At 65.0% G+C, this 21,897-nt stretch carries 17 protein-coding genes; 8 read left to right on the top strand and 9 right to left on the bottom strand.

Features of this window, described 5'->3' with window-relative positions; genetic code table 11:
* Positions 1 to 45: 45 nt before the first annotated feature.
* The 5 genes from IY145_RS07225 to IY145_RS07205 all read right to left on the bottom strand — a co-directional run bounded on the left by IY145_RS07225 (position 46) and on the right by IY145_RS07205 (position 6,950).
* Positions 46 to 2,175, bottom strand: coding sequence for a TonB-dependent siderophore receptor (locus IY145_RS07225; protein ID WP_196407584.1), 2,130 nt, complete (start codon positions 2,173 to 2,175; stop codon positions 46 to 48).
* A gap of 232 nt (positions 2,176 to 2,407) precedes the next feature.
* Positions 2,408 to 3,727, bottom strand: a complete 1,320-nt coding sequence (locus IY145_RS07220) for a di-heme oxidoredictase family protein (RefSeq protein ID WP_196407583.1) — start codon at positions 3,725 to 3,727, stop codon at positions 2,408 to 2,410.
* Positions 3,724 to 5,106, bottom strand: coding sequence for an ABC transporter substrate-binding protein (locus IY145_RS07215; RefSeq protein WP_246721836.1), 1,383 nt, complete (start codon positions 5,104 to 5,106; stop codon positions 3,724 to 3,726). The genes IY145_RS07220 and IY145_RS07215 overlap by 4 nt, the downstream gene beginning before the upstream one ends.
* Before the next feature lie 73 nt (positions 5,107 to 5,179).
* Positions 5,180 to 5,971 (bottom strand): TOBE domain-containing protein, encoded by a 792-nt coding sequence (locus IY145_RS07210; RefSeq protein WP_196407582.1) that lies wholly within the window; start codon positions 5,969 to 5,971, stop codon positions 5,180 to 5,182.
* A gap of 88 nt (positions 5,972 to 6,059) precedes the next feature.
* Positions 6,060 to 6,950: an N-acetylmuramic acid 6-phosphate etherase gene (locus tag IY145_RS07205; protein ID WP_196407581.1), complete on the bottom strand. Its 891-nt coding sequence runs from the start codon at positions 6,948 to 6,950 to the stop codon at positions 6,060 to 6,062.
* 154 nt (positions 6,951 to 7,104) lie between these two features.
* Between IY145_RS07205 and IY145_RS07200 the strand changes: the two genes are divergently transcribed.
* Both IY145_RS07200 and nagA read left to right on the top strand, forming a co-directional pair.
* Positions 7,105 to 8,136, top strand: coding sequence for an SIS domain-containing protein (locus IY145_RS07200; RefSeq protein WP_196407580.1), 1,032 nt, complete (start codon positions 7,105 to 7,107; stop codon positions 8,134 to 8,136).
* A complete protein-coding gene (gene nagA, locus IY145_RS07195; protein ID WP_196407579.1) occupies positions 8,133 to 9,293 on the top strand; it encodes an N-acetylglucosamine-6-phosphate deacetylase in 1,161 nt (386 codons plus the stop codon). Before IY145_RS07200 ends, nagA begins: the two co-directional genes overlap by 4 nt.
* 9 nt (positions 9,294 to 9,302) lie before the next feature.
* On the opposite strand, the gene IY145_RS07190 is transcribed toward nagA, so the two are convergent.
* Complete coding sequence (locus tag IY145_RS07190) at positions 9,303 to 10,304, bottom strand: glycoside hydrolase family 3 protein (protein WP_196407578.1); 1,002 nt, start codon at positions 10,302 to 10,304, stop codon at positions 9,303 to 9,305.
* A 170-nt stretch (positions 10,305 to 10,474) separates the two neighbouring features.
* Between IY145_RS07190 and IY145_RS07185 the strand changes: the two genes are divergently transcribed.
* From IY145_RS07185 to IY145_RS07175, 3 genes are all read left to right on the top strand, one after another.
* The gene (locus IY145_RS07185; RefSeq protein ID WP_196407577.1) at positions 10,475 to 11,404 is read left to right on the top strand and encodes a DMT family transporter; all 930 of its coding nucleotides are present in this window, start codon (positions 10,475 to 10,477) and stop codon (positions 11,402 to 11,404) included.
* An 82-nt stretch (positions 11,405 to 11,486) separates the two neighbouring features.
* Positions 11,487 to 11,675, top strand: coding sequence for a DUF3008 family protein (locus tag IY145_RS07180; protein ID WP_196407576.1), 189 nt, complete (start codon positions 11,487 to 11,489; stop codon positions 11,673 to 11,675).
* Between the two features lie 27 nt (positions 11,676 to 11,702).
* Positions 11,703 to 12,104 (top strand): four-helix bundle copper-binding protein, encoded by a 402-nt coding sequence (locus IY145_RS07175; RefSeq protein WP_196407575.1) that lies wholly within the window; start codon positions 11,703 to 11,705, stop codon positions 12,102 to 12,104.
* 66 nt (positions 12,105 to 12,170) lie between these two features.
* Here IY145_RS07175 and IY145_RS07170 read toward each other — a convergent pair whose 3' ends face one another.
* Positions 12,171 to 12,812 carry a TetR/AcrR family transcriptional regulator gene (locus IY145_RS07170; RefSeq protein ID WP_196407574.1) on the bottom strand — a complete coding sequence of 214 codons (642 nt, stop codon included), beginning with the start codon at positions 12,810 to 12,812 and terminating at the stop codon, positions 12,171 to 12,173.
* Between the two features lie 176 nt (positions 12,813 to 12,988).
* Between IY145_RS07170 and IY145_RS07165 the strand changes: the two genes are divergently transcribed.
* The 3 genes from IY145_RS07165 to IY145_RS07155 are packed head-to-tail and all read left to right on the top strand — an operon-like array spanning position 12,989 to position 18,947.
* Positions 12,989 to 14,641: an efflux transporter outer membrane subunit gene (locus tag IY145_RS07165; RefSeq protein ID WP_196407573.1), complete on the top strand. Its 1,653-nt coding sequence runs from the start codon at positions 12,989 to 12,991 to the stop codon at positions 14,639 to 14,641.
* Positions 14,631 to 15,812 carry an efflux RND transporter periplasmic adaptor subunit gene (locus IY145_RS07160; protein WP_196407572.1) on the top strand — a complete coding sequence of 394 codons (1,182 nt, stop codon included), beginning with the start codon at positions 14,631 to 14,633 and terminating at the stop codon, positions 15,810 to 15,812. The genes IY145_RS07165 and IY145_RS07160 overlap by 11 nt, the downstream gene beginning before the upstream one ends.
* 15 nt (positions 15,813 to 15,827) lie before the next feature.
* A complete protein-coding gene (locus IY145_RS07155) occupies positions 15,828 to 18,947 on the top strand; it encodes an efflux RND transporter permease subunit (RefSeq protein WP_196407571.1) in 3,120 nt (1,039 codons plus the stop codon).
* Positions 18,948 to 19,008: 61 nt separating this feature from the next.
* On the opposite strand, the gene IY145_RS07150 is transcribed toward IY145_RS07155, so the two are convergent.
* Together IY145_RS07150 and IY145_RS07145 are read right to left on the bottom strand one after the other, a co-directional pair.
* On the bottom strand, positions 19,009 to 20,400 hold the full coding sequence (locus tag IY145_RS07150; RefSeq protein ID WP_196410442.1) for an ATP-binding protein: 1,392 nt from the start codon (positions 20,398 to 20,400) through the stop codon (positions 19,009 to 19,011).
* Positions 20,387 to 21,886, bottom strand: a complete 1,500-nt coding sequence (locus IY145_RS07145) for a sigma-54 dependent transcriptional regulator (RefSeq protein WP_196407570.1) — start codon at positions 21,884 to 21,886, stop codon at positions 20,387 to 20,389. Before IY145_RS07145 ends, IY145_RS07150 begins: the two co-directional genes overlap by 14 nt.
* Positions 21,887 to 21,897 lie beyond the last annotated feature (11 nt).

Genomic DNA, 21,897 nt, shown 5'->3' with positions numbered 1-21,897 from the left:
TGCGGGGAGGGCCGGGGCCGAGAGTCGGCCCCGGCGTCAACTGCCTCAGAAGGTCGCCTTGGCGCCCAAAAAGAAGCTCCGCCCGGCCTCGGGATAGCCGTCGGTGAAAGTATAGGCCGTGTCGAACATGTTGCGCACGCCGCCTTCCAGCTTGAAATTGGGGTGAAGCTGATATTCGGCCGAGAAATTGGCCAGGAAATAGGCGCCGGTCCGATAATAGATCGTCCCCGCCGTGTTCGAGGTCCAGCGATTGCTGTTCATTTCGACATTGGGCGTCAGCGTCAGCCCCTCGAGCGGCCGCCAGCCGGCGTAGAGGAACATTTTGCCGTCCGGCACGCCGGTCGGCTGGAAGTTGAGGATGTAAGGCGCATAGACCGAGCGGCGCATCAGCGTCAGATTGCCGCCGAGCGAAAGTTCGTCGGCGACGCGATAGTCGACCGAGACTTCCCCGCCCCAGAAGCTGGCGTCGCCGACATTCTGGCTCTGGGTGACGCTCGCGCCATAGGCGGGCGCGGGCACGGATTGGATCAGATTGCGAACGATCGAGTGGAAGGCGTCCAATTGAATGCGGCTGCCCGGCGCGAATTCGCTCGCCCAGCCGAGATCGAAATTGATCGCGCGCTCGGGCATCAGCCCCGGGTTGGAGGTGGCGCCGCCGAAACGCGAGCTGAAACGCTCGAAGATGGTGGGGAAGCGCTCGCGGTCGGAGACGTTGAAATAGATTTTGTTCGTGTCGCTGTAGCGCCAGATCGCCGCGCCCTGGAAATTGGGCGCCTGCGCATCCCGCAGCTGATAGCCCATGACGCCCGTGTTGAAGACGAAATCCTCCGCCTTGCGCAGATGGCGCCAGTCATAGGCGAAGCCGCCGACGAGATCGATATCCTTGGTCGGATGAAAGGTGTTCTCGATAGCGATCGAATAAGTGTCTTCCTGCGTGTAGACGATCGGCTGGGTGAAGCAGATGACGTTTATGACGCATCCAGTCGATTTATTGGCGACATTGACGCCGTAATATTCCTGCCAGGTGGCGTGCTCGTCGAAACGGTAGTGGCCGGCGATCTTCAGCGTGTCGACCTCGCCGAAATCATGCCCCACCTCTATATCGGCGCCGAGCGCGTAGTCCTGATAATAGCTGCGGAAGGCCTTGGCCGAGGATTGATAGGCGAGGAAGGGGTCGTTGTAGGAGAAGAGGTCGTTGTCGAACTTGCTCCAATAGGCCTTGGTCTTCACATAGGACGAATCGCCGATCTTGGTGTTCGACAGAAAATAGAGGTTCTGCACGCGCCAATAGGGCCAGCGCCAGTAGCGCTGGCTGTTCAGCCCGTCGGTGGTGTGGAAGGGCGCGCCTTTCTTGCCGTCCTGACGGATGAAGCTCAGCGAATATTCGTCGGTGGCGTTGGGCGTGAAGCCGGCCTTGGCGTTGAGGCTCCAATCATAGGTCGCCGAATTGCCACGGAAGCCATCGCCCTGATTATTGGTCGGCGTATAGCTCTCGGGCAGCATCCAGCCGCGCAGATCGCGCCAGGCGCCGCTGAGCTGCAGATAATAATTCTCCTGCTTCGTGCCGAGCAGGCCATAGGTCTTTATGCCTTCATAGCTGCCGTCGCGGCCGAATTCGAGGCCGGTGCGCAGCTCGCCCTCTATCTCCTTCGTCGGCTTGCGCGAGACGAGATTGATCTGGCCGCCCATGCCGCCCGGCCCGTCCAGCACGGAGACATAGCCCTTGGCGATCTGCACAGAGGCGATGTCCGGTGTCAGGAACCGCGCGAAATCGAGACGATTGTCGGCCGGCAGATAGACGCGCACGCCGTCTATGGTGAGCGGAACCTGCCAGCGGTCGAAGCCGCGCACATAGATGTTCTGCTCATTGCGCGTGCCGCCGGTCGAATTGCTGACGACGCCGGCCGCGAGATTGACGGCGCGATCGAGCGAATCGCGCTGGAACGTCTCGTTCTGGCGATTGCTGATGGTGACGCCGCCATAGGAATCCGTGTGCTGCGCGGGCGCCGGGGCGTCGTCCTTTTTCTTGTCGGGCGAGGCGCTCTTGCGCTCTGCGCCGACATGGATTTCGCCGAGATCGAAGGGCTGCGGCTGCTCTGCGGCCAGCGCCGCGCCGCTCCCGAGAAGCGCGACGACGCTGGCGGCGCCGAAGGGCGTGAGTTTGCTTGGTTTCATGGTTCTTCCCCCGATTGCCCACATTGTCCCGACGCCCCCTCCCCAGCCCTCCCCCGCTTCGCGGGATAGGGGGCAGATTCCGAGCTTCATCGAAATTTCGCGATGCGCCGGCCGTCTCCCTCTCCCGCAAAGCGGGCTATCGAATGCCCGCATCGTCCTCCTCCCCGCGACGTCATGGCCGGGACAAGCCCGGCCATGACGGCCGCAGCGTCTCGTGATGTGTGCGATCGCATTAGAGCGACCCCAAAAATGCGAGCAGCGCCTCGCGCTCCGCGCGCGTCAGGCCGCGAAACCGCTGCGCTGCGGACTCCGCTTCTCCGGCGTGCCAGAGGATCGCCTCGGTGACGCTGCGGGCGCGGCCGTCATGGAGGAAATCCGCGGGCGTTCCATAGCGGCCGGCGAGGCCGAGGCCCCAGAGCGGCGGCGTGCGCCAGTCGCGCGGACCGGCTTCGAAATCCTCACGCCCGTCGGCGAGCCCTTCGCTCATGTCGTGCAGCAGAAGGTCGCTATAGGGATGAATCTCCGTCCCGCTGAGCCACGGCGCGAAACCGACCGGGCCGAGCTTCATCGTCTCGCGATGGCAGGAGGCGCAGCCGATATCGCGGAACAGCGCCTCGCCGCGTGTGACGCGCGCATCGTCGATATCGCGCCGGGCCGGCACGGCGAGGCCGCGCATATAAGCGAGCGAGGCCTCGAGCCGCGCATAGGAGAGCTCGATCTGCGATCCCGCCGCGGCGTGGCATTCCTTCTCGACCTCGGTGCAATTGGGCTCGGGGAAGAGATAGGAGGAAATGCCGATATCCTCGGCGAAGGCGTTGGCGATCTGCTGCCGCAGATCCGGCTGATTGGCCTTGAGGCCGAAGCGGCCGAGCGCCATGCGGCCGGCCGCCATGTCGTAGACATGGTTCGGCCGGCCGCGGCTCTGGCCCACCGCATGGCGCGTTATCTCATCGTCCGGCACGGCCTCGAGCAGGCCGAGGCCGAAGACCGGCGGCGCATTGCGCAGCGATATCCGCACATTGTCGCCGAGCGGCCCGTAGGCGAGATCGCGGAAGGAAAGGCGCGGCCGGCGCAGCGAGACGGTCTCGCCATCGGCGAAACGCGTCTCGACCTCGTCGAATTCGACGATCGCGCGACCCTCGCCGGCGACGCCCGGATTGCCCTCGGGATTGAGCTGCCCGCCATAGGCGGGATGGGGCAAAGGGCCGCCATGGGCGTCGCGGCCGGGGAGGCCGAGCCGCACCACCATGGCGCGGGCGATGCCATTCTCCGGGTCCGGCGCCGGGCCGCGGCCGTTCTTCACATGGCAGGCGATGCAGGAGAGCCGATTATAGAGCGGGCCGAGCCCGGTGATCTCGGTCTGGTCCTGCGAGGGGCCGATCACCCAGGCCTGGCGGAACAGCGCATTTCCCTGCCGAAAGGCGCGCAAAAAGCTCTCGTCCAGCCCGGCGAGCGGCCGGAAGAAGGAGTCGCCATCGAGCTTGGCGTTTTCATAGGGCGCGCCGGCGGACAGAAAGATCAGCGCCAATGGAAGGAGAAGCCGCCGCCTCACAGACGCGGCTCGGCGGAAGCGACGAGGCTCAGCGCCTCGGCTCGGGCCGATGAAATTTCTGCGCGCCAGCGGGCGGCGAGATCGCCGTCCTCCAGCTTGCGGTTGGAAAAACGATCGAGAAATGCGGAATCTTTCGCCTGCGCCTCGGAAATAGGCGTGAATCCGGCGAGCTTGCGCGCCCTGGCGACGGCGGCGCTTCCAGCTGCGTCGGGGGCGGCGGCGAGCCGCGCCTCGACGGCGTGGATGGCGCGCCAAAGGCGCTGCGTCTCGCCATGGCGCTCCGTGATGGCGAGATCGAACAGCACGCTGACGGCGCCGGGCCGACGCCGGCCGATCTCGGCGTCATAAGGGTAGAATGTCCCCGGCGGCAGAGCGAAGGGGTCGACGACCGCCGCCGGCTTGCCGGCATAGGCGTCGGGCCGCGCCGGATGGCGGCTGCTGTCGGCCTCCATCATCAGCTTCTGACCCTTGGAAGAGAGCGCGAAATCGACGAAGGCCTTGGCCGCCGCGAAGCGCTGCGCGCCTGCCGTGACGGCGATATGGGCGGGCAGAAAGGCGGTCTTCTCGGGATAGACGAAGGCGATCGACTCGCCATTGGCCAGGGCGTTGAAGGCGAAGAAATCGATCGTCAGGCCGAGCGCCGCGCGCCCCTCCTTGACGGTCGCGGTCGGACCGGCGCCCGAGCCGAGCAGCTCCGCGCCGCCGGCGATTTCGGCCAGCAGCGCCCAGCCGCGCTCCCAGCCCTCCGACTGCAGAATGATGTCATAAAGCGCTGGAGAAAAACCGACCTTGGCCGGAATCGGCATGACGATGCGGCCGGCATAGGCAGGGGAGGCGAGGTCGCTCCAGCTCTTGGGCGGCTTCAGCCCATCGCGCGCGAGCGCGGCCGGGTCGACCACGATCCCATAGCCGGCGACGTCATAAGCCTCGAACAGCCCATTCGGGTCCGATAGGATTTGCCCGCCGAGCCGGCCCGGTAGCGCCGCCCGGTCGACCGAGAATTTCTGGAACGCGCCGCGGTCGCGCAATATAGGGAAGTTTCCGAGAGCGGGGGCCCAATAGACGTCGGCGCCGCCCTGGTCCTTCTCGCTCAGCAGGGCGAGCGCGTCGCGCGACTGCTTCCAGACGAATTGGACGTGAACGCCCGGATGGAGCTTCTCGAACTCGGATTCATAGCGTGTCGTCAGCTCTTCCGGGAAAGAGGTGACGACGATGAGGCGCTCGTCCGCGGCCCGCGCCGGCCGGCCGAGCAGGGCGACGCCGAGCGCAGATGGGATGGCCGCGACGACGCTGCGTCGGCTGGGGCGGAGGGCGATCCGATTCGTTATGTTGCGGCGATACATAATGAAAACATAAAAGCGCCGCCGCGGCCGTGTCAATCGACACGAGCGCTCATTTTCTCGGCGGGACGCCCGCCGATTGATCGTTCTTCCAGCGAAATGGAATTCGAGGTCAGTCCACCGCGAGAATGACGTCGGTCGGGCTGAAGCTCGCGACGGCGCGCTCGCCTTCGGCGATGCCGAGGTCTTCCGCCGTCTGCCGTGGCACGACGGCGTGCATCGTCTTACCCGCGCCTATGTCGAGCAGCACCTCGCTGTTGCGCTCTGCGTCGATTCGTCGCCGCACCACGCCGGCGAATTGATTGCGCACGCCAGCGGGCGTGTGCTCGGCCGGGGTGAGATGGACGAAGGAGGATTTGATGAGCGCCAGCGTCTTGCGTCCCGGCTCGAGGCCGAGCTCGACGGCCGAATCATTGGTGACGATGGCGTGGATGGTCGTCTCCGGCGAGACGCGCAGCGTCACCTCGACGTCGACCGGCCATTTCTTCACCGACACGACTTCCGTCTGGAATACATTGCGCGCCGAAATTTTGACGCCCACGCTCCAGAGCAGAAAATCATCCTGATCCTCGAGACCCTCCTCGGCGATGAGCGAGGAGATGCGCGACAGCCGCTCCTCCAGCCGGTGGAAGGTGGCGATGAGTCGGCGGCCTTCCGCCGTCACCTCGGCGCCGCCGCCCGAGCGGCCGCCGGCCTTGGTGACGAAGGCGGGGTTCGGCAGCAGATTGTTAATGGCGTTGACGGCGTCCCAGGCGGTCTTGTAGCTGAAACCAACGACCTTTGCGGCCTTGGTGATGCTGCCATATTCGGCCACGGCCTCCAGCAGCTTGATGCGGTCCCGCCCGACGAGAAAGCGCCCTTCCCGGCGCAGAGCCAGCAGCGCGTCGATCTTATTGACTGTCATGCTCTCGCGATCCTCTTTGGCGAGTATTTATACGTCAGCGCGGCGAAGACGCATCAAAAATCGGGCCCGCCGGTCAGAAAGATCGAGATTACGTCCCGGCGGCGAGCGCCTCCACCGCGCGGCGCAAATGTCCGCGCGAGCGATCGAGAGCCGTTCGCGCCTCGCCGAGCGCATGGCCCTCCAGCAGAAGATAGGCCAGTTTGACGCTGCCGTCTGCGCGCTCGAGCGCCGCGTCGATCTCGGCGCTTCCGCGGCCGGTGAGCCGCGCGAGAATGCGCTCGCTGCGGCGCACGAGCTTTTTGTTGGAGGCCTGCACGTCCACCATCAGCCCCTCATAGACTCTGCCCTGCAGAATCATCACGAGCGACGACAGCATCAGCAGCGCGATGCGCTGCGCCGTGCCGGCCTTCATCCGCGTCGAGCCGGCGATCGCCTCCGATCCCGTATCGAGAAACACCGCATGGTCTGCTTGCGTGAGCAATGGCGCGTCGCGATTATTGGCGACGCCGATCGTCAGCGCGCCGCGTCGTCCCGCTTCTCGCAGGCAGGCGAGGGTGAAGGGAGTCGTGCCGCTCGCGGCGACGGCGATGACGACATCGGCCTCGCCGATTTCGTGGCGGCGGATCAGCTCGGCGCCGAGGCCGGACTCGTCCTCCGCGCCTTCTACGGCTTTCAGCAGCGCGTCGTCGCCGCCCGCCATCAGCAGCAGCAGACGCTCCTGCGGCCAGCTGAAGGTCGGCGTCAGCTCGGCGCCGTCCTGCACGGCGAGCCGGCCGGAGGTGCCGGCGCCGACATAGACGATGCGTCCGCCGCGCGCCAATCGCTGCACGACGGCGAGCGCTGCCGCCTCCATCGCAGGGCGCGCCGCGCGAACGGCGGCGACGGCGGCGAACTGCCCTTCGATCATCGCGTCGAGAATCTCGCGCGGCTCCCAAGCGTCGATCGACGTATAGCGTGGGCTCGGACGTTCCGTTTCCATTGACGCGCCTCCTCGAGAGAAGAGTTCGGCCCTCTGAGCGAAAATCGCAAGCGAAGACGCAGCCACGTAAGGGATTTCGCGCTCGCTCGACGCGCGCTCTTGTGACATAAGGGCGCGGGCGGGGGGCGACGACAAAGCTGCAGCAGAGCCGCCGATGATCACGCATGACAATCAAATGGCGATCGAAGCGCGCGAGGCGCCGCATGCGGTCGCGCGACAACAGGAGCAGATCGCTCCACGTCTCGCGCCGCTCGTCGCGCGCCTGCGCGAAGTCTCTCCGCGCGTCATCGTGACGTGCGCGCGCGGCAGCTCCGCTCACGCAGCGACATTCGCCAAACATCTCATAGAGCGCGGCCTCGGCCTGCCGGTCGCCGCCGCGGCGCCGAATATAACCAGCGTCTACGGCGGCTCGCTGCGGCTCGACGGCCAATTCTTTCTGGCGATCTCGCAATCTGGCGGCAGCAATGATCTCATCGAGCAGGCCGCCGCCGCGCGTCGCAGCGGCGCCGTCACCGCCTGTCTCGTCAATGAGACCGAGAGCGATCTCGCCGCGCAATGCGAATTCGTCCTGCCCATGGCGGCGGGGCCGGAATTCGCCGTGCCGGCGACGAAGACCTTCATCGCTTCGCTCGCGGCGCTCGCGCGTCTCGTCGCGCTCTGGTCGCAGGATCGCGCGCTCGATGCGGCGCTCGAGCGCTTGCCGGAGCGGCTCGCGCGCGCGGCCGAGCTCGATTGGTCGCGCATTATCGACGCCTTTTCGCGCGCCGAGAGTCTCGTCGCCATCGGTCGCGGGCCGACGCTTGCCATCGCGCGCGAAGCGGCGCTGAAGCTGAAGGAGACCGCCAATCTCCACGCCGAGGCGTTCAGCTCGGCGGAGTTCATGCACGGGCCGGTGTCGCTCGTCTCGCCGCTCTATCCGATCTTGATGCTGACGCCGACCGACGAAGCGGCGATCGGCATGCGCCGCTTGGCCGATGATCTGCGCGGCAAGGGCGCGGCGCTGTTCACCACCGATCGCGAGGACGAAACGCGCTGCCGCCTGCCGACGCTCGCGCCGGATCATCCAGAGACGGATGCGATCTGCCTCATCCAGAGCTTCTATGCGATGGCGGCGCGGCTCGCCGCGGCGCGCGGCGTCGATGTCGATCGCCCGCGGCATTTGCAGAAGGTGACGCGCACGCGATGACAGAGGAGGCGCGCCGAACGATCGCCGCGGATATCGTGTTCGACGGCGAGTCGGCGCATCGCGACTGCGCCGTGGTGACAGAGGGCGAAGACATCGTCTCTCTGATTTTGCGCCGCGAGATTCCGCGCGGCGCGAATGTCGTCGAGCTGCCGAAAGGCGCATGGCTCGCGCCGGGCTTCATCGACATTCAGGTGAATGGCGGCGGCGATGTCTTGTTCAACGACGAGCCGACGCCGGAAGGGATCGCGACGATCCTTCACGCGCATCGCAAATTCGGCACGACCTCGCTGCTGCCCACTCTCATCACCGACACGGATGAGAAGATGATCGCCGCAAAGCGCGCCGTGGCGGAGATCATGCCCCATGCGCCAGGCGCGCTCGGCGTGCATTTCGAAGGGCCCTTCTTGTCGTCGGAGCGGCTCGGCGTGCATCGCGCCGATCTGCGCCGCGCGCCGCAGCCGCATCATGTCGAAATGCTCGCGCCGCCGCCGGGCGGCGTTTCACTCGTCACGCTGGCGCCGGAAGAGGCGCCGCCGGGCTTCGTTTCAGAGCTGGTGGCGGCCGGCTGCAAGCTCGCGCTCGGCCATTCCATGGCGACCTATGCGCAGACGCGCGAGGCGATGAGCGAAGGCCTCACCGGCTTCACCCATCTCTTCAACGCCATGCGCCCGCTCGCCAGCCGTGAGCCCGGTCCGATCGCCGCCGCGCTCGAATCTCCGTTCGCCTATTATGGCCTCATCGTCGATGGCGAGCATGTCGATCCGGCGATGCTGCGCCTTGCTCTGCGCGCCGGCCTCGGCCATCCCATGCTCGTCACCGACGCCATGCCTCCGGTCGGCGGGTGCGCGCAGGAATTCGTGCTGCAGGGGCGGACGATTCTGGCGCAGGACGGTCGCTGCGTGACGGCGGACGGCACGCTCGCCGGCGCGGCGCTCGATATGGCGAGCGCGGTGCGCAATTGCGTTGCGCTGCTCGATCTCCCGCTCGAGCGCGCGCTCGTCTTCGCCTCGACGAATCCGGCGAATTTCCTGGGGCTCGGAAAGCGGCTCGGCCGGCTCGTCGCGGGCTATCGCGCCGATATGACGGCTTTCGATCCGCAGAGTCTTCGCGTCATTTCGACCTGGGTCGCCGGCGAACGTTCCGCCGAAGAGTGGTGAGCTCGCCTCCTACCGAGTTTTCAGCCGCCGGATGCGCTCGATCGCGGCGCGCGCATTGTCGCGCAGCGAAGCGTCCGTCTCGCAGGCGTCGAGCAGATTCTTCGCATAGCGCGCGGAGTCTTCCTGCTCGTCCTTCATATTATTGCCGATGAGGATGAAATCGACGCCGGCGCGCAATGCGCGCAAAGAGGCTTCGCCCGTCGTCATCAACTTCTGCACGCCCTGCATCTGAAGGTCGTCGGTCAATATGACCGCATCCGGCGCCCATTGGCGCAATTTGCGCACGGCGACGGAGGAGAGACAGGTCGGCGTGTTCTTCTCCCACTGATTCACCACGCCATGGCTGAATAAAACCATCGGAACGCGTGGCGCCAGCGTCTCGAATATCTTCACCTGCGTGTCGGTGAGGCAGTCGGAGAGATCCATCACATGGTCGTGCGGATTGACCTTGGCGCCGCCGGTTCCGGGAAAATGTTTGAGGCAGAGCTTCAAGCCGGTGGAGCGCGCGACTTCGACGAGCGCCGCGACGCATTCTTCGACGATCTGCGGATCGGCGGAAAAGCTGCGCTGCGCCGAGCCTATGTCGGGACTGTCCGGATCGATGTCGAGATCGACCACGGGCGCGAGATCGGCGTCTATGCCGAGATCGCGCAATTCGAGATAGGCGGGCCGCAGAACCTCGAGCCGTTCGAGCGCCGTCAGCCGACCGAATTGACGCGCGCTCGGCAATGGACGAAAGCCGCGCTCCTCCTTGAGCCGGCGGACCTTGCCGCCTTCCTGGTCGATGAAGATCAGCGGGCGCGAGGGAAGCGCGTGAATCTCCTCGCAGAGCGCCTTCACCTGAGCGGGATCGAAGATGTTGCGCTCATATTTTTGATCGGCGCAGTCGTAGTCGAACAGGATGACGCCGCCGAGTCCATGGTCGCGCGCGAAATCGCGCATCCACGGCGGGACATGCGGCGTGCGGAAGCCGAGCAAAAAGAGCTCGCCGATCTGGAGAGAGGCGGGCATGGGCGCAGAAGAGGAGAGGGGCGCGGAAGGCATGGGCGTGAGATGGCGCGCGCGCCGCTGCGGTCAAACGCGGCCGCGGTGAAATTGCGGCGAAAAGGAGAGGCTCGCGCTTTCGCTCCGGCTCGACTATGAGTGCGGCGCAGCGAAGTCTCGAGTGGGAAGGACGGATGATGAGCGAGGAGATCGTCGAAAGCGCTCCGCAGACGGCGCGATATGCGACGGGCGCGATGTTCGGCGTCTCCGCCGTCACAATCTGGGCGACCTGGATCGCGGTCACGCGACTCGGCGTGACGACGACGCTGTCGGTCTATGATCTCACAATGTTGCGTTTCGGCGCGGCCGGCGTGCTGCTCTTTCCCGTCGTGCTGCGCAAGGGCATCGCGCTCGAGCGGCTCGGCGCCTTGCGCCTGCTCATTCTCGTCTGCAGCGCCGGCGCGCCCTATGTGCTCGTCGCCGCGAGCGGTCTGCGTCTCGCGCCCGCCGCCCATGCCGGCGCGCTTCTGCCCGGCTCCATGCCTCTGTTCGTCGCGCTGCTTTCCGCTGTGCTGACGCGGGAACGGTTCACATCGAGCCGCCTGATCGGCTATGCGCTGATCGCCATAGGCGGCGCTGCGATCGCCGGGCCTACGGCTTTTTCTCTCGGCGAGACGCAGCTCGGCCACCTGCTGCTATTGAGCGCGGCCTTCATTTGGGCGTGCTATGCGATCGTGCTGCGCGCGTCCGGACTCGAGTCGCTGCACGCCGCGGCGCTGGTCTCGACGGGCTCTCTCATTCTCTATGCGCCGGTCTATTTCGCCTTTCATGGCTTGCATGGGCTCGATGCGCCATTGCGCGACATTGTGATTCAGACCTTGTTCCAAGGCGTCATGGTCTCGGTGGTCGCGCTCTTTCTCTTCGGCAAGGGCATCGAGATTCTCGGCGCTTCGGCGGGCGCGGCTTTCTCCGCTCTCGTGCCGCCCATGGCGGCGCTGATCGCTATTCCGATCCTCGGCGAAACGCCCTCTCTCGTCGAGCAGATCGCGCTGCTCTGCGTCTCGATCGGCGTCTATCTCGCGAGCGGCGGCAAAGCCCCGCGCCTGCACATGCTGCGGCGCGGCTGACGGAACCCGTCTCTCCCGCAGGGGTTATCCTGTGCCCCGCGCCGCCTTCCCGCGGCGCGGCGACATCGAACGGGAGGAGCCCATGCCCGCCAGATCCAAGGCTCAGCAAATGGCCGCCGGCGCTGCGCTCGCGGCCAAGCGCGGTGAGATTCCAAAGAGCGCGCTCAAAGGCGCGTCGCGATCCATGCTGGAATCGATGAGCGAAAGACAGCTCGCGGAGTTCGCCGGAACGAAGCGCAAGGGAAAGCCCGAGCATGCCGCAAAATCGTGAGCGAAGGTGAAACGAGGAGGACGCCCCATGCATGTGCAAGCCATCATCGCCAGCCATCCGCAGATGCGCGGCCGCGCCGACGCCGCGCTGGTCGATTGCGTCGAGGCTTGTTTCGATTGCGCGCAGGCCTGCTCGGTCTGCGCCGACGCCTGCCTCTCCGAGGAGAATGTCGCGGATCTGCGCCGTTGCATAAGGCTCGATCAGGATTGCGCGGATATTTGCCTCGCGGCGGGCGCCATCGCCTCGCGCCGCAGCGCGACGGATGAGACGGCGATGCGCGCCATTCTGCAGGCATGTGTCGATATGTGTCGCGCCTGTGAGAAGGAATGCCGGCGCCACGCCAAGCATCACGAGCATTGTCGCATCTGCGCGGATGTCTGCAAGGAATGCGAGAGCGCCTGCCGCCGCGCGATGGGCTCTGCGCATTAGCGACGGTCGGAGGGCTCTCTCCTCACACTCCGGCGGCGGGCTGGGGAGGGGGCGCTGCGGCCCGTCTCAGGCGCCCGTCCCATAGGCCTTCAAAAACACCGCGAGACCAGACTCCATCACCCGCTCATATTCCGCTTCGCTGCGCAGCTCCAACCCCAGCGCGACGCGCATCGGCAGGTCAGAGACAGTGAGATTCAGCAATTGCTCCGCCGCCATATGGGCGTCGTCGAAGACGAGCAGGCCTCGCGCTTTCGCCTCGCCGAGATAGGCGGCGACGAAATCGAGGACATTCTTCTTGCCGCTGTTGAAGTAGAGATGGCAGAGCTCTGGGAAGCGCCAACGCTCGCTCGACACCGCCTGGAAAAAGGCGGCCGATTCCTTCGTCAGAAAACGCACGACGAAATGTCCGCAGAGCTCGCGCAGCGCCGGCTTTATGCCTGTGTCGAGAGCGGGTGAGGGAACGTTGACGCATTTCTCATTGCATTCGGTCTCGATGAGATTGCGAAACAACGCCTCCTTGCTGGGGAAATAGGCGTAGAGCGTCGCTTTCGACACGCCTGCCGTGCGCGCGATCGCGTCCATGGACGTGTCGGCGAAGCCTTGCTCCAGAAACTGTGTCCGCGCCGCCGAGAGGATCTGACATTCCTTTCGACTCGGGACATGCTCCCCGGCCGGCTCGATGGTGGTCGACTCCGCTCCCTCGGTCATATCGTTCGGCAGACCCCCGTCATCCTACGCCCCCGCCCTGCACCCGCGACCCAGTCTCTTACAGGCTTTTGCGCCTCCGGTTCATCCCCGGGAAAAACTGAACCGTTCAGTTTTAGCATTGACACATCGCCTCTGCATTAATATTAAAACTGAACGGTTCAGTTTTCGAGAGGGTCATGTCGAAATTTTCCCGAATCGGTATCCGACAAGCGAAAACTGCGCCTTTTCGGAGACAGGGGCGGACGATTGCGCGCGGCGTAGCGACGCTCGCCGCTTTGGCGCTTTCCGCTTGCGCGGTCGGGCCGGATTTTGTTCCGCCTCCGGCGCCGGCAGAGGCCGGCTATGGCAAGATCGGGGCTGGCACCCAATCGGCGGCGGTCGCCGGCGGCGCCGCGCAGCGCTACGCCCATGGCCGCGACGTGCCCGGCGAATGGTGGAAGCTGTTCCGCTCCAAGCAGATATCGGCGCTCGTCGCCGAAGCGGTGGCGAATCACCCGGATATAATGGCGGCCGAGGCGGCGTTGCGTCAGGCGCGCGAGACGATCGAGGCCAATGCGGCCACCTTTCTGCCGCAGGCGACGCTCGGCGACAGCTATACGCGGCAGCAGTCGACGACGGCGCAATACGCCGGCCTCACTTCCTCGAGCTCGTCGTCTTCGTCCTCCTCGTCATCCAGCTCCAGCTCGACCTTCGTCTATGGGCTGCACAACGCCAATGTCTCGGTCTCCTTCGCGCCGGACGTGTTCGGCAAGTCCTGGCGCACATTGGAGAGCGACACGGCCGCTGCCGAGCAGAAGCGTTTCCAGCTCGAGGCGACCTATCTCGCGCTGACCGCCAATGTCGTCACCGCGGCGATCTCCGACGCCTCTTACGCCTCGCAGATCAAGGTGACGCGCGATCTCATCGCCGCCTACCGCACCCAGCTCGATCTGCTCGAGAAGCGCTTCGAGCTCGGCGCCGTCAGCCAGGCCGATGTGCTCTCCGAGCGCGCGCAGCTGGCGCAGGCGCAGGCGACGCTGCCGCCGCTCGAGAAGGCGCGTGCGCAGACGCGCAATCTGCTGATGGCCTATCTCGGCCGTTTCCCCAACGCCGACAAAGGCGAGGCGGTCGATCTCTCCGGCCTGCGCCTGCCCGGCGAATTGCCGATCAGCCTGCCCTCGACGCTGGTGCGCCAGCGGCCGGATATTCTCGCCTCCGAGAATCAGCTGCATCAGGCGAGCGCGGAGATCGGCGTGGCGACGGCGAATATGCTGCCGCAATTCTCGCTCAGCGCCACGGGCGGCGCTCAGGCGACGAATTTCACGACGCTCTTCTCGCCGCAGACATTGGTCTACACGCTCGCCGCGCAAGCCTCGGCCAAGGCCTTCGACGCCGGCTCGCTGTTCCATACGCGCGAGGCGAAGGTGGCGGCCTTCGAGCAGGCGGCGTCGCAATATCGCTCTACGGTCATCTCCGCCTTCCAGAATGTCGCCGACTCTCTGCAGGCGGTGAAGTTCGACGCCAACACTTTGCGCGCGCAGGTCGCGGCGGAGAAGGCGGCCGCCGAGAGCCTCGAGATCGCCCGCGCGCAATATCGCGCCGGCTCGACGACCTATTCGATCGTGCTCAACGCCGAGCAGACTCTGCTCAACGCCCGTCTCGCCCGCGTGAAGGCGCAGGCGGCGCGCTTCGCCGATACGGCGGCGCTGTTGCAATCGCTCGGCGGCGGCTGGTGGAACCGCATCGACGAGACGCCGGCCTCGCAGGCCAAGCCCACCGATATCATCGCCACATCGCCGATCGCCGCGGCGATCAGAGCCCAGGCGGAGGACGCTCAAAATGGTCGCTAGAACTTTGCTGCAGGATCGTTTCGGCCCCATGGCGAAGCCGATGGCGATCATGCTCGCGATCGTCGCTCTCGTCTTTGGCGGACTCTATGGCTTCAACGCCTTCCGCAATGTGATGATCAAAGGCTTCCTCGCCTCCATGGCCAATCCGCCGCAAACCGTGTCGGTAACGACGGCGGGCTTTCAGGAATGGCGGCCGAAGCTCACCGCGGTCGGCTCGTTCCGCGCCGTCAATGGCGCCGATCTCTCGCTCGAGGCGTCGGGCATCGTCGAGAAGATCCATTTCCAATCGGGTCAGGAAGTGACGGAAGGCCAGCTCCTGCTCGAATTGCGCAAGGACACCGATCTCGCCAAGCTCGCCTCGCAAAAGGCGGCCGCCGAGCTCGCCGGCATAAATCTGCGCCGCGACCAGGCGCAATTGAAGATTCACGCCGCGAGCCAGGCGAGCGTCGACACCGATCTCGCCAATCTCAAGAGCGCGGAGGCGGAAGTCGCGCAGCAAGAGGCTGTCATCGCGCAGAAGACTTTGCGCGCGCCCTTCACTGGGCGTCTGGGCATTCGCGCCGTCGATCTCGGCCAATATATCGGCGCCGGCTCCGTCATCGTGACGCTGCAGGCGCTGGACCCGATCTATCTCGATTTCACTTTGCCGCAGCAGGCGCTGAACGGCATAGAGGTCGGCCAGCCGATCGGCGCGAGCGTCGACGCTTTCTCCGGACAGGCCTTCACCGGCAAGATCGTCGCGATCAACTCCAAGGTCGATCAGGCGAGCCGCAATGTGCAGGTGCGCGCCAGCCTCGCCAACGCCGATCACAAGCTGAAGCCGGGCATGTTCGCCCAGGTCGACATAGTGACCGGAAAGTCCGAGCGGCTGATCACTCTGCCGCAGACGGCGATCGTCTATGCGCCTTTCGGCAATTCCGTGTTTCTCGTGCAAAAGAGCGGAGCGGAGGGCGGCAAGGCCGCGCCGGCGGGCTCCGGTCTCGTGGCGCAGCAGACTTTCGTGCGTCTCGGCGCGACGCGCGGCGACGAGGTCGCTGTGCTGGAAGGCGTCCCGGAAGGCGCGAGCGTCGTCACGGCCGGACAAGTGAAGCTGCGAAACGGCGCGCCGCTGAATATTTCCGACACGCCACAGCCGCCCGTCGACGCCAATCCCAAGCCCGTGGATCAGTGAACGGAGACCTCGACAATGCGTTTCACCGACATTTTCGTGCGTCGTCCGGTGCTCGCCTCCGTGGTGAGCCTGCTGATACTGGTGCTGGGCCTGCGCTCGCTCTTCACCCTGCCGACGCTGCAATATCCGCGCACGCAGAACGCCGTCGTCACGGTGACGACCTCCTATTTCGGCGCCGATCCGGCGACCGTCGCCGGCTTCGTCACCACGCCGCTCGAGAACGCCATCGCCCAGGCGAACGGCATCGACTATCTCACCTCGACGAGCCAGATCGCAACGAGCACGATCACCGCCCATCTGCGGCTCAACTATGATTCCGGCAAGGCGCTGACCGAGATCAGCACCAAGATCGATTCTGTGCTCAATCAGCTGCCGTCGGCCGTGCAGCGGCCGGTCATCACCGTGAAGATCGGCCAGACGACCGACGCCATGTATATCGGCTTCAATAGCGATATTCTGACGTCGAGCCAGGTCACCGACTATCTGATCCGCGTCGTGCAGCCGCGCCTGCAATCCGTGCCCGGCGTGCAGACGGCCGAGCTCATCGGCGGCAAGACTTTCGCCCTGAGGGCGTGGCTCGATCCTGTCAAGCTCGCCGCCTATGGTCTCACCGCCAGCGAGCTCAGCGCCGCGCTGCAAGGCAATGACTATATCGCCGGCCTCGGCTCGACGAAGGGCCAGATGGTGCAGGTGACGCTCACCGCCGCCACGTCGCTGCATTCGCTCGAGGAGTTTCGTAATCTCGTCGTCAAGCAGGTGAACGGAGCCAATGTGAAGCTGCGCGACGTCGCCAATGTGACGCTCGGCTCGGAGGATTACGAATCCGCGGTGGCCTTCAATGGCAAGCAGGCGGTCTATATCGGCATTCTCGTCGCGCCGAACGCCAATCTTCTCGATGTCGTCAAGGGCGTCAAAGAGGCCTATCCGGACATTCTCAAAACGCTGCCGCAGGGATTGAGCAGCGACATCGTCTATGACACGACCGACTTCGTGAACAGCTCGATCGACGAGGTGATCCACACGCTGATCGAGGCCATTCTCATCGTCACCGGCGTCGTGTTCATGTTCCTCGGCTCGTGGCGTTCGGTGGTGATTCCGATCGTGGCGATCCCGTTGTCGCTCATCGGCGCCTTCACCATTCTGCTGGCGCTCGGCTTTTCGATCAATCTCCTGACGCTGCTGGCGCTGGTGCTGGCGATCGGCCTCGTCGTCGACGACGCCATCATCGTCGTCGAAAACGTCAATCGACATCTCGCCGACGGATTGAAGCCATTCGACGCCGCTTTGCAGGCGGCGCGCGAGCTCGCCGGGCCGATCATCGCAATGACCATCGTGCTGATCGCCGTCTATGTGCCGATCGGTTTCCAGGGCGGCCTCACCGGCGCGCTATTCGTCGAATTCGCCTTCACTCTGGCGGGAGCCGTGACGGTCTCCGCCGTCATCGCGCTGACGCTGTCGCCGGTAAGCTGCGCGCTGGTGTTGAAAGCGCCGCAGCGCGGCGAGGAGACGCTGGAGACGAAAATCGTCGAATTCATCGATACCAAGATGGATTGGGTCAAAGAGCGCTATCGCCGCCTGCTCGAGCGCTCGCTGCATTTCGTGCCGGTGACGCTCACATTCGGCGTCCTCGTGCTGGTGAGCATCTATTGGCTCTATACCAATTCGAAGAACGAGCTCGCGCCCAATGAGGATCAGGGCGTCGTCTTCGCGATGTCGACATCGGCGCCCAACGCCACTCTGCAGCAGAAGCTATTCTATGGCGATCAGGTCTATAAGACTTTCGCCAAACATCCGGAGATGACGAGCTCCTTCCAGATCGTCTCGCCGGGAATGATCTTCGGCGGCCTCGTGCTCACTTCGGCCGACAAGCGCAAGATCGGCGCGGAGCAGCTTCAGCAGACGCTTCAGCAGGAGCTTTCGGTCACTGTGCCGGGACAGCGTCTCGTCACCTTCCAACCGCAGCCATTGCCGGGCTCCGATGGCCTGCCGATCCAGTTCGTTGTGCAGAGCACCGATAGTTTCGACAAGATCAACGGCATTTCGCGCGAGTTCCTCTCCAAGGCGCTGGCGACGGGCAAATTCATGTTTCTCGACACCGATCTGAAGGTCGACCAACCGCAGATGTCGCTCGTCATCGATCGCGAGAAGACGGCGCAGCTCGGCTTGCGGATGGTCGACGTCGGCGGCGCCCTCACCACGGGATTGAGCGGCGGCTACACGCAATATTTCGGGTTGGACGGGCGATCGTACAAGGTCATTCCGCAGATGGCGCAGCAGTTCCGGCTCAATCCGGATCAGATCTTGAACTATTATATCAAGACTGCGGACGGCTCCTCTGTGCCGCTGTCGACGGTGGCGAAGTTCGAGACCCAGGTCGTTCCGGAGTCGCTCAATCACTTTCAGCAGATCAACTCCTTCACCATCTCTGGAGTGGCCGCGCCCGGCATTATCGCCGGCGAGGCGCTGGAGGCGTTGAAGGAGGTCGCCGCGCAGACGCTGCCGCCGGCCTATACGATCGACTACGCCGGCGCGTCCCGACAGTTCGTGCAGGAGTCGAGCGGCTTCGCGACGACCTTCGGCTTCGCGCTGATCATCATCTTTCTGGCGCTCGCGGCGCAATTCGAGAGCTTCCGTGATCCGCTCATCATTCTCGTCTCCGTGCCCATGTCGATCGCCGGCGCGCTCGTCTTCATCATGCTGGGCTTCGGCGGCGCGAGCATCAACATCTACACGCAAGTGGGTTTGGTGACGCTGATGGGCCTCATCAGCAAGCACGGCATTCTCATTGTCGAATTCGCCAATGAGCAGCAGCACCTCGGCAAGACGAAATATGAGGCGATTCTCGAGGCGACCTCGATCCGCCTGCGGCCGATCCTGATGACGACAGCGGCGATGGTTCTCGGCGTCGTGCCGCTGATCATGGCGACCGGCGCCGGCGCGGCGTCGCGCTATAACATGGGCCTCGTCATCGCCTCGGGCCTCTCGATCGGCACTTTGTTCACGCTGTTCGTGCTGCCAGCGGTCTATCTGGTGCTCGCCGCCGACCATTCGAAGGCGCGCGAACAGAGCGCTGTCGGCTTCGATGACGAGCATGACGCTCGCGCCAAGAAGACGATTCGCGTCGTCGCCTCATGAGGCGACGACAGATGCGAGCCGAAGACTCGCGGCCCACCGCCCCCCCTCGGGCCGCGGGTCTTCAGGTTCGCAGGTCGCGCGTCTCGCCTTCCATCGCGCGCGGCAGCCGCAGCGTGAAACGTGCGCCGCCTTCGGGCGGCGTGTCGTATTCGATCGAGCCGCCATGCTCATGGGCGATCGAATAGCTGATCCATAATCCGAGCCCCGTGCCTTCGCCGACCGCCTTGGTGGTGAAGAAGGGCTCGAAGATGCGGCTGCGCAACGCCTCCGGCACGCCCTTGCCATTGTCCGCGACGGCGACGATCGCCGCATCGCCTTCGCCGCGCATGGTGATGGTGACGAGCGGCGCCTCCATATCGCGCACGGCGTCGAGCGCATTGTCGATGAGATTGACCAGCACCGAATGAATCTGCCCGCTCTGCCCGGAGGCGTAGAGCGCGGGCTCGAGGCGCGTCACGATTTTCGCTTTGGCCTTCTTGCTGCGCGAGGCCCATTGCGCGGCGGTTTCCACGACCTTCGACAATGACACCGCCTCGCGCGGCGCCTTGGTGCTGAAGGAGAGGCGACGCAAATTCTTCACGATCTCGCTGATGCGCACAGCGCCTTCCAGCGTGCCGTCGATCAGCGGCTCGAGATCGGCGAGAATGGCGTCTATGCCGCTCGCTCGGCGAAGCTTGTCGCGCTCCTTCGCACTCGCGCCTGCATGGATCGCCTCGAGATAGGCGGCGATCGCCTTGCGATAGCGGTCGAGCGTATGGATATTGCCGTAGACGAAGCTGATCGGATTATTGAGCTCATGTGCGACGCCGGCGACGAGTCGGCCGAGGCTCGCCATCTTCTCCTGCTCGACGAGGCGCGACTGCGCCTGTTGCAGATCGACATGGGCGCGATGCAGCGCCTCATAGGCGCGGCGCAATTCGCCGATCGGCCGGCCGGTGAAGACAGCGCCGGCGCGCCGTCCATCCGAGTCGAACAGTGGCGAGCAATTGATCGCCATCAGATCGGAAGGGCCGTTGCTGGTGCGAAAGCGCAGCTCGACGCTGGTCGGATCGCGCGCCTGGCCGGCGACGATGGCGGCGGCGCGCGCTTCGTCTTCCTCGACGAACAGCGCTGCGATGGAGGCGCCTTTCAGCTCCGCCTCGCCGCGGCCGGCGAGCTCCTCGAAAGCGGGATTGACCTGCAATATCGCGCCGCGCTCGTCGCAGACGATCAGCACGTCCGAGACGGAGGCGATGACGCTCTGAATGAAATTGCGCGCCGCCTCGAGCTCGCCATTCTTGCTTTCGAGATCCGCTTCATAGCCGATGAGGTCCGCATAGACCTCGTCCATCTTCTTGATGACCTCGAGCCAGACCGATTCGCCGCCGTCCGACAGCGCGATCTCCTCCTTGCCCGCCACCAGCGCGATGAGATCGCCATGTTTGGCGTAGGATTTGACGTCAGCTTTCGTCATCGACGACACGGGAAATGTCATAGCGGGCGATCTTGCTGCGTAATCCGACGCGCGACAGACCGAGCTCGTCGGCGACGTGGCTGATGTTGCGTCCGTTGCGCTCGAGCGACTCCTTGATCAGCGCGCACTCCAGCATTTCGACGCGCTCCTTCAGCGTGAAGCGGCCCTGTGTCTCGTCTGGCGTCGTCGCCGCGCGGTGATCGGCGATCGTCGGCGACAAGAGGTCGGGAGGAAGATTGGCGTCGCCGTCGCTCAGCACCACCATGCGCTGGATCTCATTGTGCAGCTCGCGCACATTGCCGGGCCAGTCGTAGCGCTCCATCAGCCGCAGCGTCTCCGGCTCGAAGCCGGGCACGCGGCGATTGAAGGTCTGATTCACGCTGACGAGGATGCGCGCCGCGATGATGGCGATGTCGCAGCGCCGCTCGGCCAGCGTCGGCAGATGGATGGGAAAAGTGGCGAGGCGATAATAGAGGTCGCGCCGAAAGCGCCCCGCTTCCACCTCGGCGACAATATTGCGATTGGTGGCGGCGATGACGCGCACGTCGACGCGGCGCGGCCGTTGCGCGCCGAGCGGGCGAATCTCGCCCTCCTGCAGCACGCGCAGCAGCTTCACTTGAAACGATGGCGATGTCTCGCCGATCTCGTCCAGAAAGATCGAGCCGCCGTCGGCGACTTCGAACAGGCCGACGCGATCCTGATAGGCGCCGGTGAATGCGCCCTTCTTGCAGCCAAATAATTCGCTCTCGAGCAATTCGTCCGGCAGCGCGCCGCAATTTTCGACGACGAAAGTCTTCTCGCCGCGCGCCGAGCCGTGATGAATGGCGCGCGCGAGCAGCTCCTTGCCAGTGCCGGACGCGCCGGTGATGAGCACGGAAATATCATATTCCGCAGCGCGGCGGGCGAGGGCGATCGCCGCGCGCATCGGGCTCTCCGGCGCATGGACGATGCGGCCGAATTCGAACATGCGCCGCTCCGCGCGCCGCCTGTCGCTGGCGAGACGCTGCAGACGCTCATTGGAGGGCTTGGCCTCGAGCGGCGGCGCTGCGCCGCCGTCCTTCTGGAAAGCGTAGAGCTGCGCCGCCTCGCGCACCGATTGCACGAGCTTGTCGGGATCCCAGGGCTTGGTCACATATTGAAATATGCCGGCCTCGTTGACGCCGGCGATAATGTCTTCCGCATCCGTATAGCCGGAGATGATCATGCGCACAGGCTCCGGCCAATTCTCGCGCACGCGCGTCAGAAATTCGACGCCGCTCTCGCCCGGCATGCGCTGATCGCAGAGGATCACTTGCACGAGATCGCCGGCGAGCACAGCCTCGGCCTCGGTGGCGTTGTTGGCGCAGACGATCTGAAATTCGCCGCCGAGCACGCGGCGCAGCGATTCGAGCGAGCGCTTCTCATCGTCGACGATGAGCACGGTGGCGCCGCGGGAGATCGGCGTCGCCTCGCTCTCCATTTCGCTGCGGTCCTCGCGCTTGTTCATCTCGGAGCCTC

The sequence above is a fragment of the Methylosinus sp. H3A genome, assembly GCF_015709455.1.
In the GTDB taxonomy this organism is placed as follows: Bacteria; Pseudomonadota; Alphaproteobacteria; order Rhizobiales; family Beijerinckiaceae; genus Methylosinus.
This window is presented reverse-complemented; position numbering and strand designations above follow the sequence as displayed.

What these genes read in the sequence shown, in the direction of transcription:
- IY145_RS07170 (WP_196407574.1), bottom strand. Translation starts at nt 12,812, where the DNA reads ATGACCGAGGGAGCGGAGTCGACCACCATCGAGCCGGCCGGGGAGCAT.
- IY145_RS07175 (WP_196407575.1), top strand. Translation starts at nt 11,703, where the DNA reads ATGCATGTGCAAGCCATCATCGCCAGCCATCCGCAGATGCGCGGCCGC.
- IY145_RS07160 (WP_196407572.1), top strand. Translation starts at nt 14,631, where the DNA reads ATGGTCGCTAGAACTTTGCTGCAGGATCGTTTCGGCCCCATGGCGAAG.
- IY145_RS07165 (WP_196407573.1), top strand. Translation starts at nt 12,989, where the DNA reads ATGTCGAAATTTTCCCGAATCGGTATCCGACAAGCGAAAACTGCGCCT.
- IY145_RS07225 (WP_196407584.1), bottom strand. Translation starts at nt 2,175, where the DNA reads ATGAAACCAAGCAAACTCACGCCCTTCGGCGCCGCCAGCGTCGTCGCG.
- IY145_RS07180 (WP_196407576.1), top strand. Translation starts at nt 11,487, where the DNA reads ATGCCCGCCAGATCCAAGGCTCAGCAAATGGCCGCCGGCGCTGCGCTC.
- IY145_RS07155 (WP_196407571.1), top strand. Translation starts at nt 15,828, where the DNA reads ATGCGTTTCACCGACATTTTCGTGCGTCGTCCGGTGCTCGCCTCCGTG.
- IY145_RS07185 (WP_196407577.1), top strand. Translation starts at nt 10,475, where the DNA reads ATGAGCGAGGAGATCGTCGAAAGCGCTCCGCAGACGGCGCGATATGCG.
- IY145_RS07150 (WP_196410442.1), bottom strand. Translation starts at nt 20,400, where the DNA reads ATGACGAAAGCTGACGTCAAATCCTACGCCAAACATGGCGATCTCATC.
- IY145_RS07200 (WP_196407580.1), top strand. Translation starts at nt 7,105, where the DNA reads ATGATCACGCATGACAATCAAATGGCGATCGAAGCGCGCGAGGCGCCG.
- IY145_RS07205 (WP_196407581.1), bottom strand. Translation starts at nt 6,950, where the DNA reads ATGGAAACGGAACGTCCGAGCCCACGCTATACGTCGATCGACGCTTGG.
- IY145_RS07190 (WP_196407578.1), bottom strand. Translation starts at nt 10,304, where the DNA reads ATGCCCGCCTCTCTCCAGATCGGCGAGCTCTTTTTGCTCGGCTTCCGC.
- IY145_RS07145 (WP_196407570.1), bottom strand. Translation starts at nt 21,886, where the DNA reads ATGAACAAGCGCGAGGACCGCAGCGAAATGGAGAGCGAGGCGACGCCG.
- IY145_RS07210 (WP_196407582.1), bottom strand. Translation starts at nt 5,971, where the DNA reads ATGACAGTCAATAAGATCGACGCGCTGCTGGCTCTGCGCCGGGAAGGG.
- nagA (WP_196407579.1), top strand. Translation starts at nt 8,133, where the DNA reads ATGACAGAGGAGGCGCGCCGAACGATCGCCGCGGATATCGTGTTCGAC.